The organism is Methylophilus sp. DMC16, assembly GCF_056314045.1.
This window is the reverse complement of sequence record NZ_JBQUZC010000002.1, coordinates 660,884-676,419: the sequence shown is the minus strand read 5'-3', so window position 1 is coordinate 676,419 and position 15,536 is coordinate 660,884. Positions and strand designations below refer to the sequence as shown.

Genomic DNA, 15,536 nt, shown 5'->3' with positions numbered 1-15,536 from the left:
GCAGATTTGCAACAATCTAACACCTGCCGGACTAGGGTGTTTTTTTGAATTGCTACCGTTTTTTAGCTGATTTCCCATCAACATCAATATATCTTTCTGCTAGCATAGGAACAATTTGCAGCTTATTTAAATTTACACATGCGCCTTTATTTAAGTGAAGCGCATCCGCAGGGGAAGAGAATGATTTCGGACATTCAGTTATGTAGTCGCTTTGTAGAGACCTTGGACTGGATATGCCAAGTGCTGATCAGGCATTCTGAGGATTTCAATATTGCCCTGGTTAAAATTGCTTATGGCGATGACAATAGCTTGGGTGAGGCCTACGGCGCGCCTGAGGCCTTGCGTCAACTCTCATCGTTAACCCATGATCTGCAAAACTCTTTTAGAAGATCTGACCTGGTAGGCCGGGAAGGGACAGACTTCTGGATTTTGTTTCCTTATACGCGTGTGCAAGATGACGTGTATGAAAAACTGCTTGATGTGCTTGAAAGCTCCAAGCATCAGACATTGAATATCGTAGAGCGTGAAATCGCGATTTTTGAATTGCCGCTGATTTACCAAAAAGCGTTGGTTAAGCCTGACAGAGGGCACGCCTTGTTACAACACCTCAAAAACAATCAGCGGGAATTGGCCAGCCATGTTTTCCGTCTAGCCAATCTCTAAGCTGCAGGCCTACGCATTTAAAAGTGTAATTGTTGAAGCCCTTTGATCAGCGTGCGTACTGGCGTTGGCAACGCTGCGGCGACAGCATCCGCCAAAGCGAGCCATTGCTGATTGGGCGCTGGTGGCGGTCGCTTCCCCTGCAATAGCAGTGGCTGTGGCGTTATTTCAAGCTTGAAATGTGTAAAGGTATGCCAGAGCACGGGCAATGTTTCCAGTGGCTCCACATCCATGTCGAAGGTAGTTTTTACATGGGGAACGGCAAGCGCACTGGGGGACAACTCAGGCAAACTCCACAAACCGCCCCATATACCATGGTTCGGCCGTCGCTCCAGCAAAATCTCCCCGGCATCTAAAATCATCAATACCGTGGTCTGTTTTTCTGGCAAGGCTTTACGAGGCTTGGGGGCAGGCAGCACATAGACCATTTGTTGCTGATACGCCAGACAACTCGCCTGCATCGGGCAACGATGACAATTTGGTTTGCTACGCGTACACAAGGTCGCACCAAAGTCCATCAACCCTTGCACATAGGCGGGCAAGCCTTGGCTAGGCAACACACTTTCGGCGATTTGCCACAATTTCTTCTCTACTTCTGGTAACCCTGGCCAACCCTCAATAGCATACAGCCTTGCCAATACACGTTTCACATTACCATCAAGAATCGTTTGCCGCTGGTTAAATGCAAACACGCTGATCGCTGCGGCGGTAGAGCGCCCGATACCTTTTAAAGTTTGGATGGTCTCGAAATCTGTTGGAAAAATACCACAATGCTCACGCATAATGGTTTGGGCGGCATGATGCAGGTTGCGCGCGCGTGAATAGTAGCCAAGCCCGCTCCAATAGCGCATGACTTCATCTTGTTCGGCTTCGGCTAGGCTGGCAATGGTAGGAAAGCGCTGCATGAACCGATCATAATAAGCAATGACCGCCGACACCTGCGTTTGCTGCAACATGATTTCTGAGACCCAAATAGCGTAAGGGTCACGCGTCTGCTGCCATGGCAAATCATGGCGGCCATGCGCCTGCTGCCAGGCGATCAGTTTTTCTGCAAAATCACTCACACTTAAAAGCTTGTCTGCTGGCCCTAAAAATTCAGCAGCTTTTTGAGTGCTTTTTGTTTGAGCTGGTCCACGGGCTTGGCAGGCTCAGTGCTATTACCACCTTCAGGATTGGCAGCCTCGCTACCGCTATTCCCCGGCGTTTTTCCATTCAGCAACCCTTTAAGAGCTTCGGCCTTGTCTCCGCCGATTTTCTCAGTCAAGGCGTCCATAGCCACCGATTTGGCCAGTGCCTGACCTAAAGCCGCCATATCAACACCGAATTTTGGCGCACTAAAACTACCGGTGACCTTCACCGGAATGCCAAGACTGCCTAATTGCTCAGCCTCTTTACCGCCCTGCCCCTTGAGCGAATTCACCAAAGTAGGCTTGGCGAGATAGTTGATCTGTTCTTTGCCTATATCAATATCGCCTTTGCTTTCGCCTTTAGTCAACCGAAAAACCGGTGCCTTCATGGCCAGATCATCATTGTGAGCCACGCCATTCTTGATATTAAAACTGGCGGTCAGCTCACTAAAGTCAGTTTTTTTACTTTTATCTGCGTCTGCGCTGGATTGACCCTTGAGCAAGTTGAGCTTGCTTTTCGCCTCGCGGATAGTCCCGGCCAGATCAAACCCTTTAACGGCGCCATCGGCCATGCGTAAATCAACCGAGCCGCCCAGTGACTTTTTTAGTGCAGTCACCGTATTTCCTTGCGCGGTCACGTTCACATTCAAATTGCCGTTACCAGATAGCATGTCATTGTTGATGGTATCGACTAACAACGGGCCGACAGCGATGTTTTGCAGGCTTTGCTGTATGGTGACTGCAGGCGTGGCACGTGCATCCAGCTTGACGGCACCGCGCACCGTGCCTTGATAGACATCGGCATTGAGTGGATTCAGGCTAGCCAAGCCCTCCTGCGCTTTCAGTCCAATATTGAGGTTTTTGGCTTCGGTTTTGCCATATTTCAACCAGCCAATGCGGATGTTGCCCTGCGCATTGAGCGCCTTCAAGGCAGACAAATCCAGCGGCTGCTCCGCTTGCGCGGTTTTCTCGGCAGGCTTGGCCGTCGCTTCGCCCGCCTTGGCTTCAGCAGGCAGATAACGGTTCAAATCCAGCTTGTCGATGTTGAGATCAAAGGTATATAGCGGCTTGCTAAACTGGCTAATGCCAACATTGCCCTGGATACGGCTGTCGTCCAATTTGACATCCAGACCCTGCAAGGCCAGTTTCTGGCCATCAGCTTTAATGCCCACGTTCAAGCCAGTCAGGGTATAGGGGCTGTATAAAATCTTGCCGATATTGATACTGCCATCAAGGAATAAGGTTTTTAACGCGCTCAAATCGGCAGGTTTGTCTGCTTGCGCATGATTGGTATTTGGGCTGGCAACGGTTTCTTTTTTAGGTTTGGCCTTGCCCAGCAACGCATTCAGGTTCAAGGTGTCGGCGTGCACTTTAAAACCGATATGCGGCGTCGCAAACCCTGCCACGCGCACATCGCCATTGAGCTTGGTTTCCGCCAGGCTCAAATCAAAGGTGGTGTTAACTTGCTCTTGCTTCACGTTTGCGTTGAGGGCCAACTTGAACTGCCCTTGCATGGTTCCATTCGGCAAGGCGGGGTCTTTAATATCAAATTTACCTGCCAACGCAGGCACTTCAAACACCAAGTCGGCCAGATTGGCGGTCACAGGCGAGGCAAAATGCCCTTCAACCTTGCGTGCACCGGCATTCAGGCTAACATCCGCGGTCAACCCTTTGCTTTCGACGGTTTGCTGGTTGCCTTTTAATTCGGCCAAGACCACGGCCAGATCGAGATCGCCGTTGGCATCTTTTTGCTTGAGTGACAAGGTGACCTTGTCACTGCTGATGAGTTGCGGATTGACGGCAAGCGCAGGCGCCTGCAGGCTGACTGCGCGCTCGGCACCTTTAAAAGTACCTTGCATCGCCAGCTTGAGATCAGAAACATCCAGGGCAGTGTTAGCGGCATCCACATCAATGCCCCCTTGCGCCGTGACCGTCACCGCCTGGCCATCTAGCAAGGCGCCTTTGAGCTGCGCATCCAGACCCTTGATCACAAAATGCTTGGCTTCCGGATCGGCCATGACATTGGCTTTAATCAACGCCTTGGCATCCACGGCGGGCTGGTTTGCCGTCAGATGAAAATCGGTGGCGATATCAAACGGCTTTTTCAGTGCCACCTGGCCGGTGGTGAGGTTTAGCTGATCAACTGAATACTTGGCACCGCTTTTCTCATTCGTAAAACTGGCCTCAGTATTGGTGATTTTAATGCCTTGCACATCAAAGTTGATCTGCTGGGACTCTTCTTCCTCTTTGCTCAGCAGATCATCAAAGTTGAAGCTGCCATCAGCATGCTGGATGACATTGACCTGCGCGCCATCCAGATAGACCGTATCGACGACAATTTCTTTTTTGAGCAAGGGCAGCACGGCCAATGCCACTTTTGCGCTTTTAATCGCGGCAAACTGTTGTTCTGACTGATGCTCGGACAAGCTGATTGCACCTAAATCGGCGCCGATTTTTGGCCAGAAACTCAGCTTGATGTCACCTTTGATGTCTAGCGTACGCTGTTTCTTGTCTTTGACCAGTTGAATGATAGTCGACTTGTAATCATTGGGATTAAACGTCGCAGCCAGATAAACCACCAGCAACAGCAACACCGCCAGGATGGCGGCAAGCACATAAGCTATCTTTTTAAACAGCGCACGGTTCATGCATACACCTTAAAACAAATTAATGTGCAAAGAAAACCAGCACCAGAATGCCAAACACGATACGGTACCAGGCAAACACGGCAAACGAATGCTGGGCGACAAATCGGATCAGGGCGCGAATCACCACCAAGGCTGACAAAAATGAGACCACAAAACCGATCAAAAAGATCAATGCATCGTCCACAGACAGTAAGTCACGGGCTTGATAGAGGTCGAGCCCGGTGGCTGCGAACATGATGGGCAAGGCTAAAAAGAATGAAAACTCAGTCGCCGTCTGACGGCTCAGGCCAAAAAACATGCCGCCCAGAATGGTCGCGCCTGAACGTGACATGCCCGGAAACAATGCCAGCGATTGCGCAAAGCCAATCTGCAAGGCTTGCTTGGCTGAAATCTGGTCGATATCACGCGTATTGCCTGCTGGCACAAATTTTTCAATCAGCAAAATTAATACCCCCCCCACGACCAGTGCGATGCCAACGGTGAAGGAGGAAAATAAATATTCTTTAATTTGGTGATGAAATGCCAGGCCAATTAAGGCGGCAGGTAAAAAAGCAATGATGAGGTTGCGCACAAAGTGCTGGGCGTTGGTATCCGTTTGAATGCGCTGTACGGTATGCCAGAGCCGTTGCCGGTATTCGACACAGACCGCAAGAATCGCGCCCAGCTGAATGATGATCTCAAACACATCACGTTTATCTTTAGAGAGAAAGTCCAGCCACTCCCCGGTAATGATCAGATGCCCTGTACTACTCACAGGAATAAACTCGGTCGCGCCTTCGACCAGGCCCATGATCACGGCCTTCAGCATCAAATAGATATCCATGCAGTTATTCTAACAGACAGTTTTGCAGACTTGCCGTGGCCATAGAAATTTCACGATTGAAAATGCATGGGCGCACGTTGCTTACGCCTGGCAAATGTCAGTGATACGCATCATGACCAATGTCTGCATACATACTAATCCATCAATAAAAAAGCGCCTTGATCCCTCAAGGCGCTTGGCATGACGACAGAGTCACAGAAATTTTTAATTATTTAAGATCAAAACGATCCGCATGCATGACCTTGCTCCAGGCGGCGACAAAGTCGTGCACAAACTTCTGCTTGGCATCATCTTGTGCATACACCTCGGCATAAGAACGCAGGATGGAGTTGGAGCCAAACACCAGATCCACACGGGTAGCCGTCCATTTAACTGCACCTGTGTTGCGCTCACGGACTTCATACAGGTTGTTGCCAGCAGGCACCCAGGTGTAGCGCATATCGGTCAGGTTGACAAAAAAGTCATTGCTGAGCACACCAGGCTGATCGGTAAATACACCGTGCTTGCTCCCACCGTGATTGGTATCCAGCACACGCATCCCACCCACAAGGACGGTCATTTCTGGTGCAGTCAGACCCATCAGCTGGGTACGGTCCAGCAGCATTTCTTCTGCCGAGGGTACGTAGTCGGCCTTGAGCCAGTTGCGGTAACCATCATGCACAGGTTCCAGCACCTCAAAAGACTCAATGTCTGTCTGCTCTGCCGTCGCATCACCACGGCCTGCAACAAACGGTACTGTGATGTTCACTCCGGCGGCTTGGGCGGCTTGCTCAACGGCAGCAGAACCACCGAGGACAATCAGGTCAGCGATGCTGACAGGTTTGCCAAAGCCCTGCTGTATGCCTTCGAGCACGGTCAGCACTTTTTGCAGTCTGACGGGCTCGTTGCCTACCCAGTCTTTTTGCGGCGCCAGACGAATACGTGCACCATTTGCGCCCCCGCGGTAGTCTGAGGCACGGAAAGTACGTGCGCTATCCCAAGCGGTCGCGACCAGTTCTGCGGTGCTTAAGCCGCTCGCCAGAATGTGTGCTTTGAGTGCAGCAATGTCTGTCTCGCTGATGGCTGAACCTGCAGGCACCGGATCTTGCCAAATCAGATCCTCTTGCGGCACATCCGGGCCGATGTAACGGGCTTTGGGACCCATGTCACGGTGTGTCAGCTTGAACCAGGCACGGGCAAACACTTCAGAGAAATACGCCTGGTCGTCACGGAATCGCTCCGAGATTTTGCGGTAAATCGGGTCCTTGATCATGGCCATATCCGCATCTGTCATGATGGGGTTATAACGAATGCTAGGATCCTCGACATCGACTGGCTTGTCTTCTTCCTTGATGTTCACGGGCTCCCATTGCCACGCACCGGCCGGGCTCTTTTTAAGTTCCCAGTCATGGTTAAACAGCATGGCAAAGTAACCGTTATCCCATTGGGTCGGGTGTGTAGTCCAGGCACCTTCAATGCCGCTGGTCACCGTATCACGGCCCACCCCGCGGCTGGTGTGGTTGTTCCAACCCATCCCTTGCTCATGTACGTCGGCGGCTTCCGGGTCGACACCAAGGTTGCTGGCCTGACCGTTACCGTGTGCTTTGCCCACCGTGTGGCCACCTGCCGTCAGCGCAACCGTTTCCTCGTCGTTCATCGCCATGCGGGCAAAGGTAACGCGGATATCCTGCGCGGTTTTCAGTGGATCAGGGTTGCCATCCACGCCTTCCGGGTTCACATAAATCAAGCCCATCATCACGGCAGCCAGCGGGTTTTCGAGGTCACGCTGACCAGAATAGCGGCTACCTTCGCTACCGGTTTTTGCCAGCCACTCTTTTTCATTGCCCCAATAGATATCTTTTTCCGGGTGCCAGATATCCTCACGGCCAAAAGCGAATCCGAAAGTCTTGAGACCCATGGACTCATAGGCAATGGTGCCCGCAAGTACAATCAGGTCCGCCCAGGAGATCTTGTTGCCATATTTTTTCTTGATCGGCCACAGCAGGCGGCGCGCTTTATCTAGATTGACGTTATCAGGCCAGCTGTTGAGTGGTGCAAAGCGCTGGTTACCTGTACCTGCGCCACCACGGCCATCTGCTACGCGATAAGTCCCGGCGGCGTGCCAGGCCATGCGAATCATCAAGCCACCATAATGACCCCAATCTGCAGGCCACCATGCCTGACTGTCCGTCATCAAGGCATGCATGTCCTTTTTAAGCGCATCTACATCCAGCGTGGATACTTCCTGTCTATAGTCAAATGACTCACCAAGCGGATTGGTTTTACGGTCATGTTGATGCAAGATATCCAGATTGAGGGCGTTCGGCCACCAATTCGTATTGGTTTGTGCGGTTGTCGTGATTGCGCCATGCGCGAATGGGCACTTGGCGCCCGTGTTTTGATTCTGCATGTATTAGCTCCTTGTTGTTAATTGATGAGTGCGGCAAAAAATTCATCAAGACTCAAATATACTACGCCTTGATTGTTACGATAATAATTTGATATAAAATAAACTATAGAGTTAAAAACTGGCCGCGTAAGCGGCTAACGCTTCCTGCCACACGGCTGATTCCTGATTAAGCCAAGTCCACATCTTGTCTCCTTATGTTGTTATCCATGCATCGCATTCTAGAGCGCACCATTTAATTTGCATAATTGTATGTTTTGATACCATTGATTAATAAAATTAATGAATATAGACTAGTGATGGTGAAAACAGCGAGACAAGCAAATGACCTTGATTGAATTAAAGTTTGTATTGGCGGTGGCGCAAGAGAGAAACTTCAGGCGCGCAGCAGAAAAATGTTTTGTGACCCAGCCGGCGCTCAGTCTGGGTATCAAAAAACTGGAAGAAGAGCTGGGTGTCTCTCTGTTTGAACGTAACCGCAACGAGGTGACCCCCACCGAAATTGGTGAGCAGATTATTGCACAAGCCAATATCGTGCTGGAGCAAGCAGCCAAGATCAAAGAGATGGCGAAACACGGTAACGATCCGCTCAACGGCCTGTTCAAGCTGGGCATGATTCACTCGGTCGGGCCTTATCTGTTACCCGAAATCATTCCGCCACTCATCCAGGTAGCGCCGCAGATGCCGCTGGAGGTTGAGGAAAACATCACGGCGACCCTGGAGCAGCAGCTGAAAAACGGGCTCATCGATGCGGCTGTAATCGCCTTACCGTTTGATGTGCCGGGCATTGAAACCTTGCCACTGTATGACGAGGACTTTAATGTCGTCGTACCCGTGAGTCACGCCTGGGCCAAGCGCACATCGGTCGAGGCGGATGAATTGAGCCAGGAGAAAGTGTTATTGCTCAACACCGGTCATTGCTTCAGCAATCAGGTAACCCAGGCTTGCCCAGAGCTCAGCCGTAAAGGCGAAGTGTTACAGGGCAATTCGCTGGAAACAATCAGAAATATGGTGGCTTCGAATTTGGGTATCACGGTGCTGCCAGCCATGGCAACTGCTGCGCGCTATCAGAACGCGCTGATTCGCGTGATCCCGTTTACCCGCCCTGCCCCTAGCCGACGTATTGCGCTGGCCTGGCGCAAAAGTTTTGTGCGCAAAGAAGCGATTGAAATATTAGGAAAAGTGATGGCTGACGTGGGCGCTGCGCAACAACAGATTGACCCGGTTTAGATGAACAAAAACTAGTAGGCGATGGCGACGCGAAAACCCGTTACCAGTTTTTCGTCTACGCCTAACAACACTTTGGCAGACTGCTCTTGCAAGGCCGCCAGGCCATTGCTGGCATCGACAGTCTTGGGCAGATAGTCTTCCGGCTTGAGCGTTTTGCGCAATACCGGCTCATCTGCCGTATTGGTCAAAGTCAGCTCTATCATCGGATAGGCCTGTCGCACCTCACCGTGATTCATGAGCACACTGGAAAACACCAGCACGCCGGCGCGTGTCTTGTGCTCTTGAATATCCGCATCATCTATCGTCAATTGCGCAATATCTCTAGGCAAGCCCACTTCACAATGCAGTGGCTTACATAGCGCTTGCAGCCATGGTTTGGTGTGCGGGTAACTGGCGGCAAGCGTGGTGCGAGAGAAATACAGTGTTTGCAGAAAAAAAGTCACCAGCAGCAGGACAGAAAGCAGGCTATATGCCCAAGGGGTGGCGGGCGTCACCCGGGATTGCGGGCGCTCATCCTCGAGTGAAACGTCACGCAGAAAAGCTGGGATTTCAGGCTCAATCGCCTCGTCAGGCCGAATAGACAGCTCCGGCATGACTGCTTCAAACGGCTCGTCAGGCACCGGATGCGCCTGTGCGGCCTCGGCACTGACCTGAAAGTAAATCGCGGCATCGCTGGCAGGCTGGGGATCTACCGCCTCGCTTGCAGCAGTGGCAGCAGATGACGACAGCAAATGCGAGCGCGCATCAAACACATGGTCACATTCACCGCAGCGCACCTTGCCAGCATAGGCCTGCAATTGCTCGTCAGTGACTTCAAATTGTGTTTGGCAGGCCGGGCAGGCCGTAATCAAGGACATTTTCTGGTTCCCGTCAGCAAGACCCATCCATCTTGCTGGATGGGGGCATCCATTTCAAACCACTCGGCATAATGCGCCAGCAACATCTGCTGCTGGCTCTCCAATATGCCGGATAATGCAACTTTACCGCCAGTTTTGCAAGATTTGGCAATCACTGGGGCCAGCACCATCAAGGCGCTGGAGAGAATATTAGCCACGACCAGATCAAACGGCTCATGCAGGTATTCGGCAGAGTCATAAAAAATGGCCTCGACCTGGTTATTGAGCGCGTTATCACGACTGGCAATCACTGCCTGCGGGTCAATATCAACGCCTGTGGCGGTGTTGGCGCCCAGTTTTTTGGCGGCAATCGCCAAAATGCCTGAGCCACATCCGTAATCAAGGACATTGGCACTGCGCAACAGTGTTTCAGGTAATTGCGCCAACCAGCTCAAACACAAATGCGTGGTCGGATGACTGCCAGTGCCAAATGCCAGGCCCGGATCCAGCACAATATTGATCGCCTCCGCATTCGGCGCCTCATGCCAGGAAGGCACGATCCACAATCTATCGGTCACGCGGATAGGGTCAAACTGGGCTTGCGTGGCCCGCACCCAATCCTGCTCCTCGATCTGCTCTAACTGATATTTGAGACCGTCCAGTTGCAGCTCGGCTTGCACACGGGCCAGTAAACCCTGGACATCGGCTTCAGCATCCAGCATGGCTGTGACAATGTTTTGCTGCCAGATGCCGGGCGGGGGATCCCCCGGCTCGCCAAAAATTGCCTGCTCGGCCAAGGTGTCAGCGTGCGCATCTTCAATGCTGACGGACAACGCACCCTGCTCCATCAGCACATCGCTGAGTGCCTCGGCCTGCGGCTCGGTTGATTGAATTTTAAGTAACAGCCAATGCAAAATTATTTCGAGCTGATACCCAGCTTCTGCTCCAGATAGTGAATGCTGGTGCCGCCCTGCTGGAAAGCCAAGTCGGCCATCAGATCAGAATGCAACGCAGTATTGGTTTTAATGCCTTCGACATACATCTCGGACAAGGCCACGCGCATTCTGGCAATCGCCTGTTCGCGTGTCGCACCATGTGTAATCAGCTTGCCTATCATCGAGTCATAATGCGGTGGCACGGTATAGCCGCCATACACATGCGTATCCATGCGTACGCCAGGGCCGCCAGGCATATGAAAGCGATTGATAAAGCCTGGTGAAGGCACAAAGGTATAAGGATCCTCGGCGTTAATCCGGCATTCGATGGCATGGCCATTGAGCACAATATCGCGCTGACGGAACGGCAGCTTCTCACCGGCAGCGATGAAGATCTGCTGCTGAACCAGGTCGATACCCGTGATCATTTCAGTGACGGTATGCTCCACCTGCAAGCGGGTGTTCATCTCAATAAAGTAGAACTCGCCATTTTCATACAGGAACTCGAAGGTGCCGGCGCCACGGTAACCAATCTTACGGCAGGCCTCGGCACAACGCTCACCAATTTTGTCGCGCAGCCTTTCTGGCAACAAGGGTGAGGGTGCTTCTTCAATAATCTTTTGATGGCGGCGCTGCATGGAGCAATCGCGGTCACCCAAGAACACGGCGTTGCCATGCTGGTCAGCCAGAATCTGGATCTCGATATGGCGCGGGTTTTCAAGGAATTTTTCCATGTAAACCATCGGGTTGCCAAAGGCAGCCTGTGCCTCGGCTTTGGTCATATTGACCGCATTGAGCAAGGCGGCTTCGGTATGCACCACGCGCATGCCACGACCACCGCCACCACCCGCTGCTTTAATAATCACCGGGTAGCCTACGCGTTTGGCCGTTTTAATGATTTCAGCCGGATCATCATTCAGCGCACCATCTGAGCCAGGCACACATGGCACACCCGCCGCTTTCATGGAGTCCTTGGCAGACACCTTGTCACCCATCAGGCGAATGGTCTCTGCGCGGGGGCCGATAAAGACAAAACCGCTTTGTTCAACCCGCTCGGCAAAGTCGGCATTCTCGGATAAAAAGCCATACCCGGGGTGAATCGCTTGCGCATCCGTTACTTCAGCCGCACTGATCACGGCAGGAATATTCAGGTAGCTTTTTGCAGAAGGTGCTGGGCCAATACAAACAGACTCATCGGCCAGCTTCACATATTTGGCATCACGGTCAGCCTCAGAGTGCACAGCCACCGTTTTAATCCCCAACTCACGACAAGCACGTTGCACGCGCAAGGCAATTTCGCCGCGGTTGGCAATCAGGATTTTCTCGAACATTATTTACTCCGCGTCTCAATAGCCGCTAGACAATTAAACTTCGTTGCTGCGAAACCCGCAGAGGGCTGCTGGTCGCCGCCACGGGCAATCAGTACTTTTTCAACCATCACGATTAACCAATCAGGAACAGAGGCTCGCCGTATTCCACAGGCTGACCGTTTTCAACGAAAATCTTTTTAATCGTGCCCGCATATTCACTCTCAATTTCGTTGAGCAGCTTCATGGCTTCAATAATGCACAGGGTGTCCCCTGTATTGACAGTGCTACCAACATCGACGAACGCTTTTGCATCTGGAGAAGACGCGCGATAGAACGTACCGACCATCGGTGATTTAACTACCGTGCCTTCTAGCACTTCTGCCGCTGCAACGGCGGGAGCAGCGGCGGCTGCGGGTGCTGCTGCAGGCGCGGAAACAGGCGCAGCGACATATTGAGTCACTGGTGCAGCACCCGGTGCCATGGCGCGACTGATACGTACCTTCTCTTCACCCTCAGTCAGTTCCAGCTCGGAAATCCCCGATTCCTCGACCAGATCAATCAGTTTTTTGAGTTTGCGTAAATCCATATTAGCCTCGAATGTAAATGTTTTAAATGTTATTAGCGTTGTTGGATGTAGCGATAGGCGGCGTAGTATCCCTCTGCGCCCAAACCGCAGATGACGGCGGTTGCCAGATCGCTGAAATAAGAATGATGCCGGAATGACTCGCGGGCATGCACATTGGAGAGATGCACTTCAATGAATGGAATGTTCACTGCCGAAAGGGCATCCCTGATGGCAATAGAAGTATGCGTGAAGGCGGCAGGATTGATAATGACGTAATCCACCCGGTTCACAGACAATGCATGAATTTTCTCTATGATCTCCGCCTCAGAGTTGCTCTGAAAGGATTCAAGACGTACCTGATCGGCCCGCGCCAATTCCAGCAGATGCTGGTTGATATCTGCAAGCGTTTGGCTACCGTAGTGCTGTGGCTCACGTGTCCCCAGCATATTCAAGTTGGGTCCATGTATCACCAGGATGGATTTGGCGCCCATTTCAGATGCCTCTCAAAGAGAAAAATACAACCTTCATGGCGTCGAAGTTTGCCGAAGTTATTGCATTTTGTCCAGTAAAATTCGCAATTTGGAACAAATGGAAAGTCGCCAAAACGGCAGCAACTGGTACAAATCAGGCGACAAACCTAAGCCATAAGCGGCCTGTTTGCGCACAGAACTGGGCAGGCATTTAAGGTAAGTTGAGTGCTTTTTGCAGCATTTGGCGATTGACTCTGCCGAAGAAGGTGTGTGTCACTTGGCCGTTGGCAGAAATCACCACGGTGTAAGGTAATACGCCTTTGGTGTTGCCCAGTTGCTCGGCCAAAGGCATGCCTTCGTTCTCGGCAATTAACAAAGGATAACTGACGGGCGTACTCTCCGCGAACTCATGCACAGCGGCTGCCTCGTCAATGGCCAGGCCTAACACTGCAATTTCGGGGTGTTCGGCCGCCAGCGCTGAGATTTCGGGCATTTCTTCACGGCACGGCTCACACCATGTCGCCCAAAAATTCATGATGACAGGCTTGCCTTTAAAGCTTGAAAGCCCATACGTCCTGCCACCAGCATCCTGCAAACCGACGCTCCATACCGCGTCAGGCACCATCATCGCCGTTTGAGTAGGGGCAGAAGTCATCCATTGATCACGGTGAAGGTAAAGCCAACGGAATCCGCTACCGAGAACAACGATCAGTAATATCGTCATGACCAAACGCGCAATATTATGCATGTGCAGACTTCTCCATGGCGCTTAAAGGCAATTTGCGCAAGCGGTCAAGAAATTGTGTGGCGTCCTGATAGCCTTTGATCACAGGTTGCAACGGCCGTCCCTGCGCATCAAAAAACACGATCCCTGGCGGCCCGAACAATTCAAAGCGCTTGAGCAATGCGGCATCTTCCGCCCGGTTTTCGGTCACATCTGCCTGCAACAGCACCACATCTTTGAGCGCAGCCCGCACTTCTGGCTGGCTAAAGACAAACTGCTCATATTCTTTGCACGAGACACACCAGTCTGCGTAAAAATCCAGCATCACGGGTTTGCCCTGCGCGGCCGCAAGCGCATTTTCGAGCGCTTGTACACTTTGCACGCGTTTGAATGGCAGTGCTTGCACATCCGTCGCCGAAGCAGACATGACCCCTTGCAAAGGTTGTAGCGGTGAGCGTGCGCCCGACCAGGCACCCACCAGCAGCGCGGCGCCATAAAGCAGCAACATGACCGCAAATCCCTTGCAAAGATGCGCGGTGCTCCCCGCATCCGCAGGCAAAGGGTCTATTGCGCGCAGATAAATGGCCGGGACAATACACAAGGCCGCCCATAAAACCAGTTGCGCTGACACAGGCAGCAACGGGCTGACGATCCAGACCGAGACAGCCAACATCAACACCCCAAACAAGCGACGAACGACATTCATCCATTCGCCCGCCTTGGGCAAGACCGTACCCGCTGATGCGCCAATCAGCAATAACGGTACACCCATGCCCAGCGACAATGAAAACAATGCCACCGCGCCCAGCACCACATCATGCGTCTGGCTGATATAAAGCAGCGCACCCGCCAGCGGCGCGGCGACACAAGGGCTGATGATCAAGGCAGATATGGCCCCCATCAAGAAATCGCTGGCCAGATGGCCACCCTTGAAACGACTGCTCCAGTTAAAAAAGTAATTTTCAACCGCTGACGGCAGTTTGAGCTCGTAAAAGCCGAACATGGAGAATGAGAGCACCACAAAAATCAGGGCGCCGATGATCAGGGCGGCAGGCGTTTGCAGCGCGCTGCTCAAGAGTTGCCCAGAGAGCCCGGCGGCGACACCAGCCAGGGTATAAGTGAGGCACATGCCCAGCGTGTATGCCAATGACAAGGTAAACGCCTTGCCACGCGACACATGGGCATTTTTGCCCACAATAATCCCAGACAAAATAGGAATCATCGGGAACACGCAAGGGGTGAATGCCAGCAACAGGCCTGCACCAAAAAAGCCTGCCACAATCTGCCACCAGTGGCCAGAGGCCAAAAGCTTGCCAGAAAACTCGTCCTCACTCTCCGCGTAGACTGGCTGTGCACTGCGAATATTATCCGCCGAGGCAACCGCGTCCAATGCAAGTGATTTGGTTTGTGGCGGATAACACAGGCCTTTTTCACTACAGCCTTGATAGCGTACCTGCAACACCTGAGGGGTGGCCCCTGCAAACGTGACCTCGGCCACGGTGTCGTGGTGAAACACCTGCTGTTCGCCAAAATTGGGATCATGCTTGGTTTCACCAGCTGGCAAGCTGAGCTGTGTCGTGTCGCTGGCTGGTAAGAGTTGTATGCGGTCTCTATATAAATAGTGGCCTGGTGCTACAGTAAACCGGATCTGGGCATGCGTGGCATCTGTCAGTGCCGCATCGACCTTGAATGCCTGATCGACAGGCAAAAAATCTTCGCTGCTATCTTCAGTGAATAGTTTTGAGAATTGTGACGCCGCGTGCACAGGCAACACCATCACGCATAGCATGACCAGCACCCATGCTGCTTTAAACCCATTTTT

13 protein-coding genes are annotated in these 15,536 nt (G+C 52.2%); 2 read left to right on the top strand and 11 right to left on the bottom strand.

The features are described from left to right. Positions 1 to 180: 180 nt before the first annotated feature. On the top strand, positions 181 to 663 hold the full coding sequence (locus ACT53D_RS11345; protein WP_194749578.1) for a hypothetical protein: 483 nt from the start codon (positions 181 to 183) through the stop codon (positions 661 to 663). 17 nt (positions 664 to 680) lie between these two features. On the opposite strand, the gene mutY is transcribed toward ACT53D_RS11345, so the two are convergent. The 4 genes from mutY to katG all read right to left on the bottom strand — a co-directional run bounded on the left by mutY (position 681) and on the right by katG (position 7,647). Further along, entirely contained in the window at positions 681 to 1,724 is a 1,044-nt protein-coding gene (gene mutY, locus ACT53D_RS11340; protein ID WP_476156248.1) for an A/G-specific adenine glycosylase, read from the bottom strand. A gap of 23 nt (positions 1,725 to 1,747) precedes the next feature. Beyond that, complete coding sequence (locus tag ACT53D_RS11335) at positions 1,748 to 4,435, bottom strand: AsmA family protein (RefSeq protein WP_476156246.1); 2,688 nt, start codon at positions 4,433 to 4,435, stop codon at positions 1,748 to 1,750. 19 nt (positions 4,436 to 4,454) lie between these two features. Then, the gene (locus tag ACT53D_RS11330; RefSeq protein WP_194749581.1) at positions 4,455 to 5,258 is read right to left on the bottom strand and encodes an undecaprenyl-diphosphate phosphatase; all 804 of its coding nucleotides are present in this window, start codon (positions 5,256 to 5,258) and stop codon (positions 4,455 to 4,457) included. 208 nt (positions 5,259 to 5,466) lie between these two features. Further along, on the bottom strand, positions 5,467 to 7,647 hold the full coding sequence (katG, locus tag ACT53D_RS11325; protein WP_476156244.1) for a catalase/peroxidase HPI: 2,181 nt from the start codon (positions 7,645 to 7,647) through the stop codon (positions 5,467 to 5,469). A 321-nt stretch (positions 7,648 to 7,968) separates the two neighbouring features. On the opposite strand from katG, the gene ACT53D_RS11320 reads away from it, so the two are divergent. After that, positions 7,969 to 8,874, top strand: a complete 906-nt coding sequence (locus ACT53D_RS11320) for a hydrogen peroxide-inducible genes activator (RefSeq protein ID WP_476156242.1) — start codon at positions 7,969 to 7,971, stop codon at positions 8,872 to 8,874. An 11-nt stretch (positions 8,875 to 8,885) separates the two neighbouring features. Here the strand turns inward: ACT53D_RS11320 and ACT53D_RS11315 are convergent, their stop codons facing one another. The 7 genes from ACT53D_RS11315 to dsbD all read right to left on the bottom strand — a co-directional run bounded on the left by ACT53D_RS11315 (position 8,886) and on the right by dsbD (position 15,503). Beyond that, positions 8,886 to 9,731, bottom strand: coding sequence for a DUF3426 domain-containing protein (locus ACT53D_RS11315; RefSeq protein WP_313984421.1), 846 nt, complete (start codon positions 9,729 to 9,731; stop codon positions 8,886 to 8,888). Further along, positions 9,722 to 10,624, bottom strand: a complete 903-nt coding sequence (gene prmA, locus ACT53D_RS11310) for a 50S ribosomal protein L11 methyltransferase (RefSeq protein WP_194749585.1) — start codon at positions 10,622 to 10,624, stop codon at positions 9,722 to 9,724. The genes ACT53D_RS11315 and prmA overlap by 10 nt, the downstream gene beginning before the upstream one ends. A 2-nt stretch (positions 10,625 to 10,626) precedes the next feature. Then, positions 10,627 to 11,976, bottom strand: a complete 1,350-nt coding sequence (gene accC / locus ACT53D_RS11305) for an acetyl-CoA carboxylase biotin carboxylase subunit (protein WP_194749586.1) — start codon at positions 11,974 to 11,976, stop codon at positions 10,627 to 10,629. A gap of 112 nt (positions 11,977 to 12,088) precedes the next feature. Beyond that, on the bottom strand, positions 12,089 to 12,541 hold the full coding sequence (accB, locus tag ACT53D_RS11300) for an acetyl-CoA carboxylase biotin carboxyl carrier protein (protein WP_194749587.1): 453 nt from the start codon (positions 12,539 to 12,541) through the stop codon (positions 12,089 to 12,091). A gap of 32 nt (positions 12,542 to 12,573) precedes the next feature. Continuing rightward, positions 12,574 to 13,011, bottom strand: coding sequence for a type II 3-dehydroquinate dehydratase (gene aroQ, locus ACT53D_RS11295; protein ID WP_275357328.1), 438 nt, complete (start codon positions 13,009 to 13,011; stop codon positions 12,574 to 12,576). 190 nt (positions 13,012 to 13,201) lie between these two features. Then, positions 13,202 to 13,738 (bottom strand): TlpA family protein disulfide reductase, encoded by a 537-nt coding sequence (locus ACT53D_RS11290; protein ID WP_476156239.1) that lies wholly within the window; start codon positions 13,736 to 13,738, stop codon positions 13,202 to 13,204. Further along, positions 13,731 to 15,503, bottom strand: coding sequence for a protein-disulfide reductase DsbD (gene dsbD, locus ACT53D_RS11285; RefSeq protein WP_476156283.1), 1,773 nt, complete (start codon positions 15,501 to 15,503; stop codon positions 13,731 to 13,733). The genes ACT53D_RS11290 and dsbD overlap by 8 nt, the downstream gene beginning before the upstream one ends. Between the last annotated feature and the right edge of the window lie 33 nt (positions 15,504 to 15,536).

Coding starts and splice junctions, on each gene's coding strand:
- ACT53D_RS11335 (WP_476156246.1), bottom strand. CDS start 4,435: ATGAACCGTGCGCTGTTTAAAAAGATAGCTTATGTGCTTGCCGCCATC.
- ACT53D_RS11345 (WP_194749578.1), top strand. CDS start 181: ATGATTTCGGACATTCAGTTATGTAGTCGCTTTGTAGAGACCTTGGAC.
- katG (WP_476156244.1), bottom strand. CDS start 7,647: ATGCAGAATCAAAACACGGGCGCCAAGTGCCCATTCGCGCATGGCGCA.
- ACT53D_RS11320 (WP_476156242.1), top strand. CDS start 7,969: ATGACCTTGATTGAATTAAAGTTTGTATTGGCGGTGGCGCAAGAGAGA.
- ACT53D_RS11330 (WP_194749581.1), bottom strand. CDS start 5,258: ATGGATATCTATTTGATGCTGAAGGCCGTGATCATGGGCCTGGTCGAA.
- accC (WP_194749586.1), bottom strand. CDS start 11,976: ATGTTCGAGAAAATCCTGATTGCCAACCGCGGCGAAATTGCCTTGCGC.
- dsbD (WP_476156283.1), bottom strand. CDS start 15,503: ATGCTATGCGTGATGGTGTTGCCTGTGCACGCGGCGTCACAATTCTCA.
- aroQ (WP_275357328.1), bottom strand. CDS start 13,011: ATGGGCGCCAAATCCATCCTGGTGATACATGGACCCAACTTGAATATG.
- accB (WP_194749587.1), bottom strand. CDS start 12,541: ATGGATTTACGCAAACTCAAAAAACTGATTGATCTGGTCGAGGAATCG.
- ACT53D_RS11290 (WP_476156239.1), bottom strand. CDS start 13,738: ATGCATAATATTGCGCGTTTGGTCATGACGATATTACTGATCGTTGTT.
- ACT53D_RS11315 (WP_313984421.1), bottom strand. CDS start 9,731: ATGTCCTTGATTACGGCCTGCCCGGCCTGCCAAACACAATTTGAAGTC.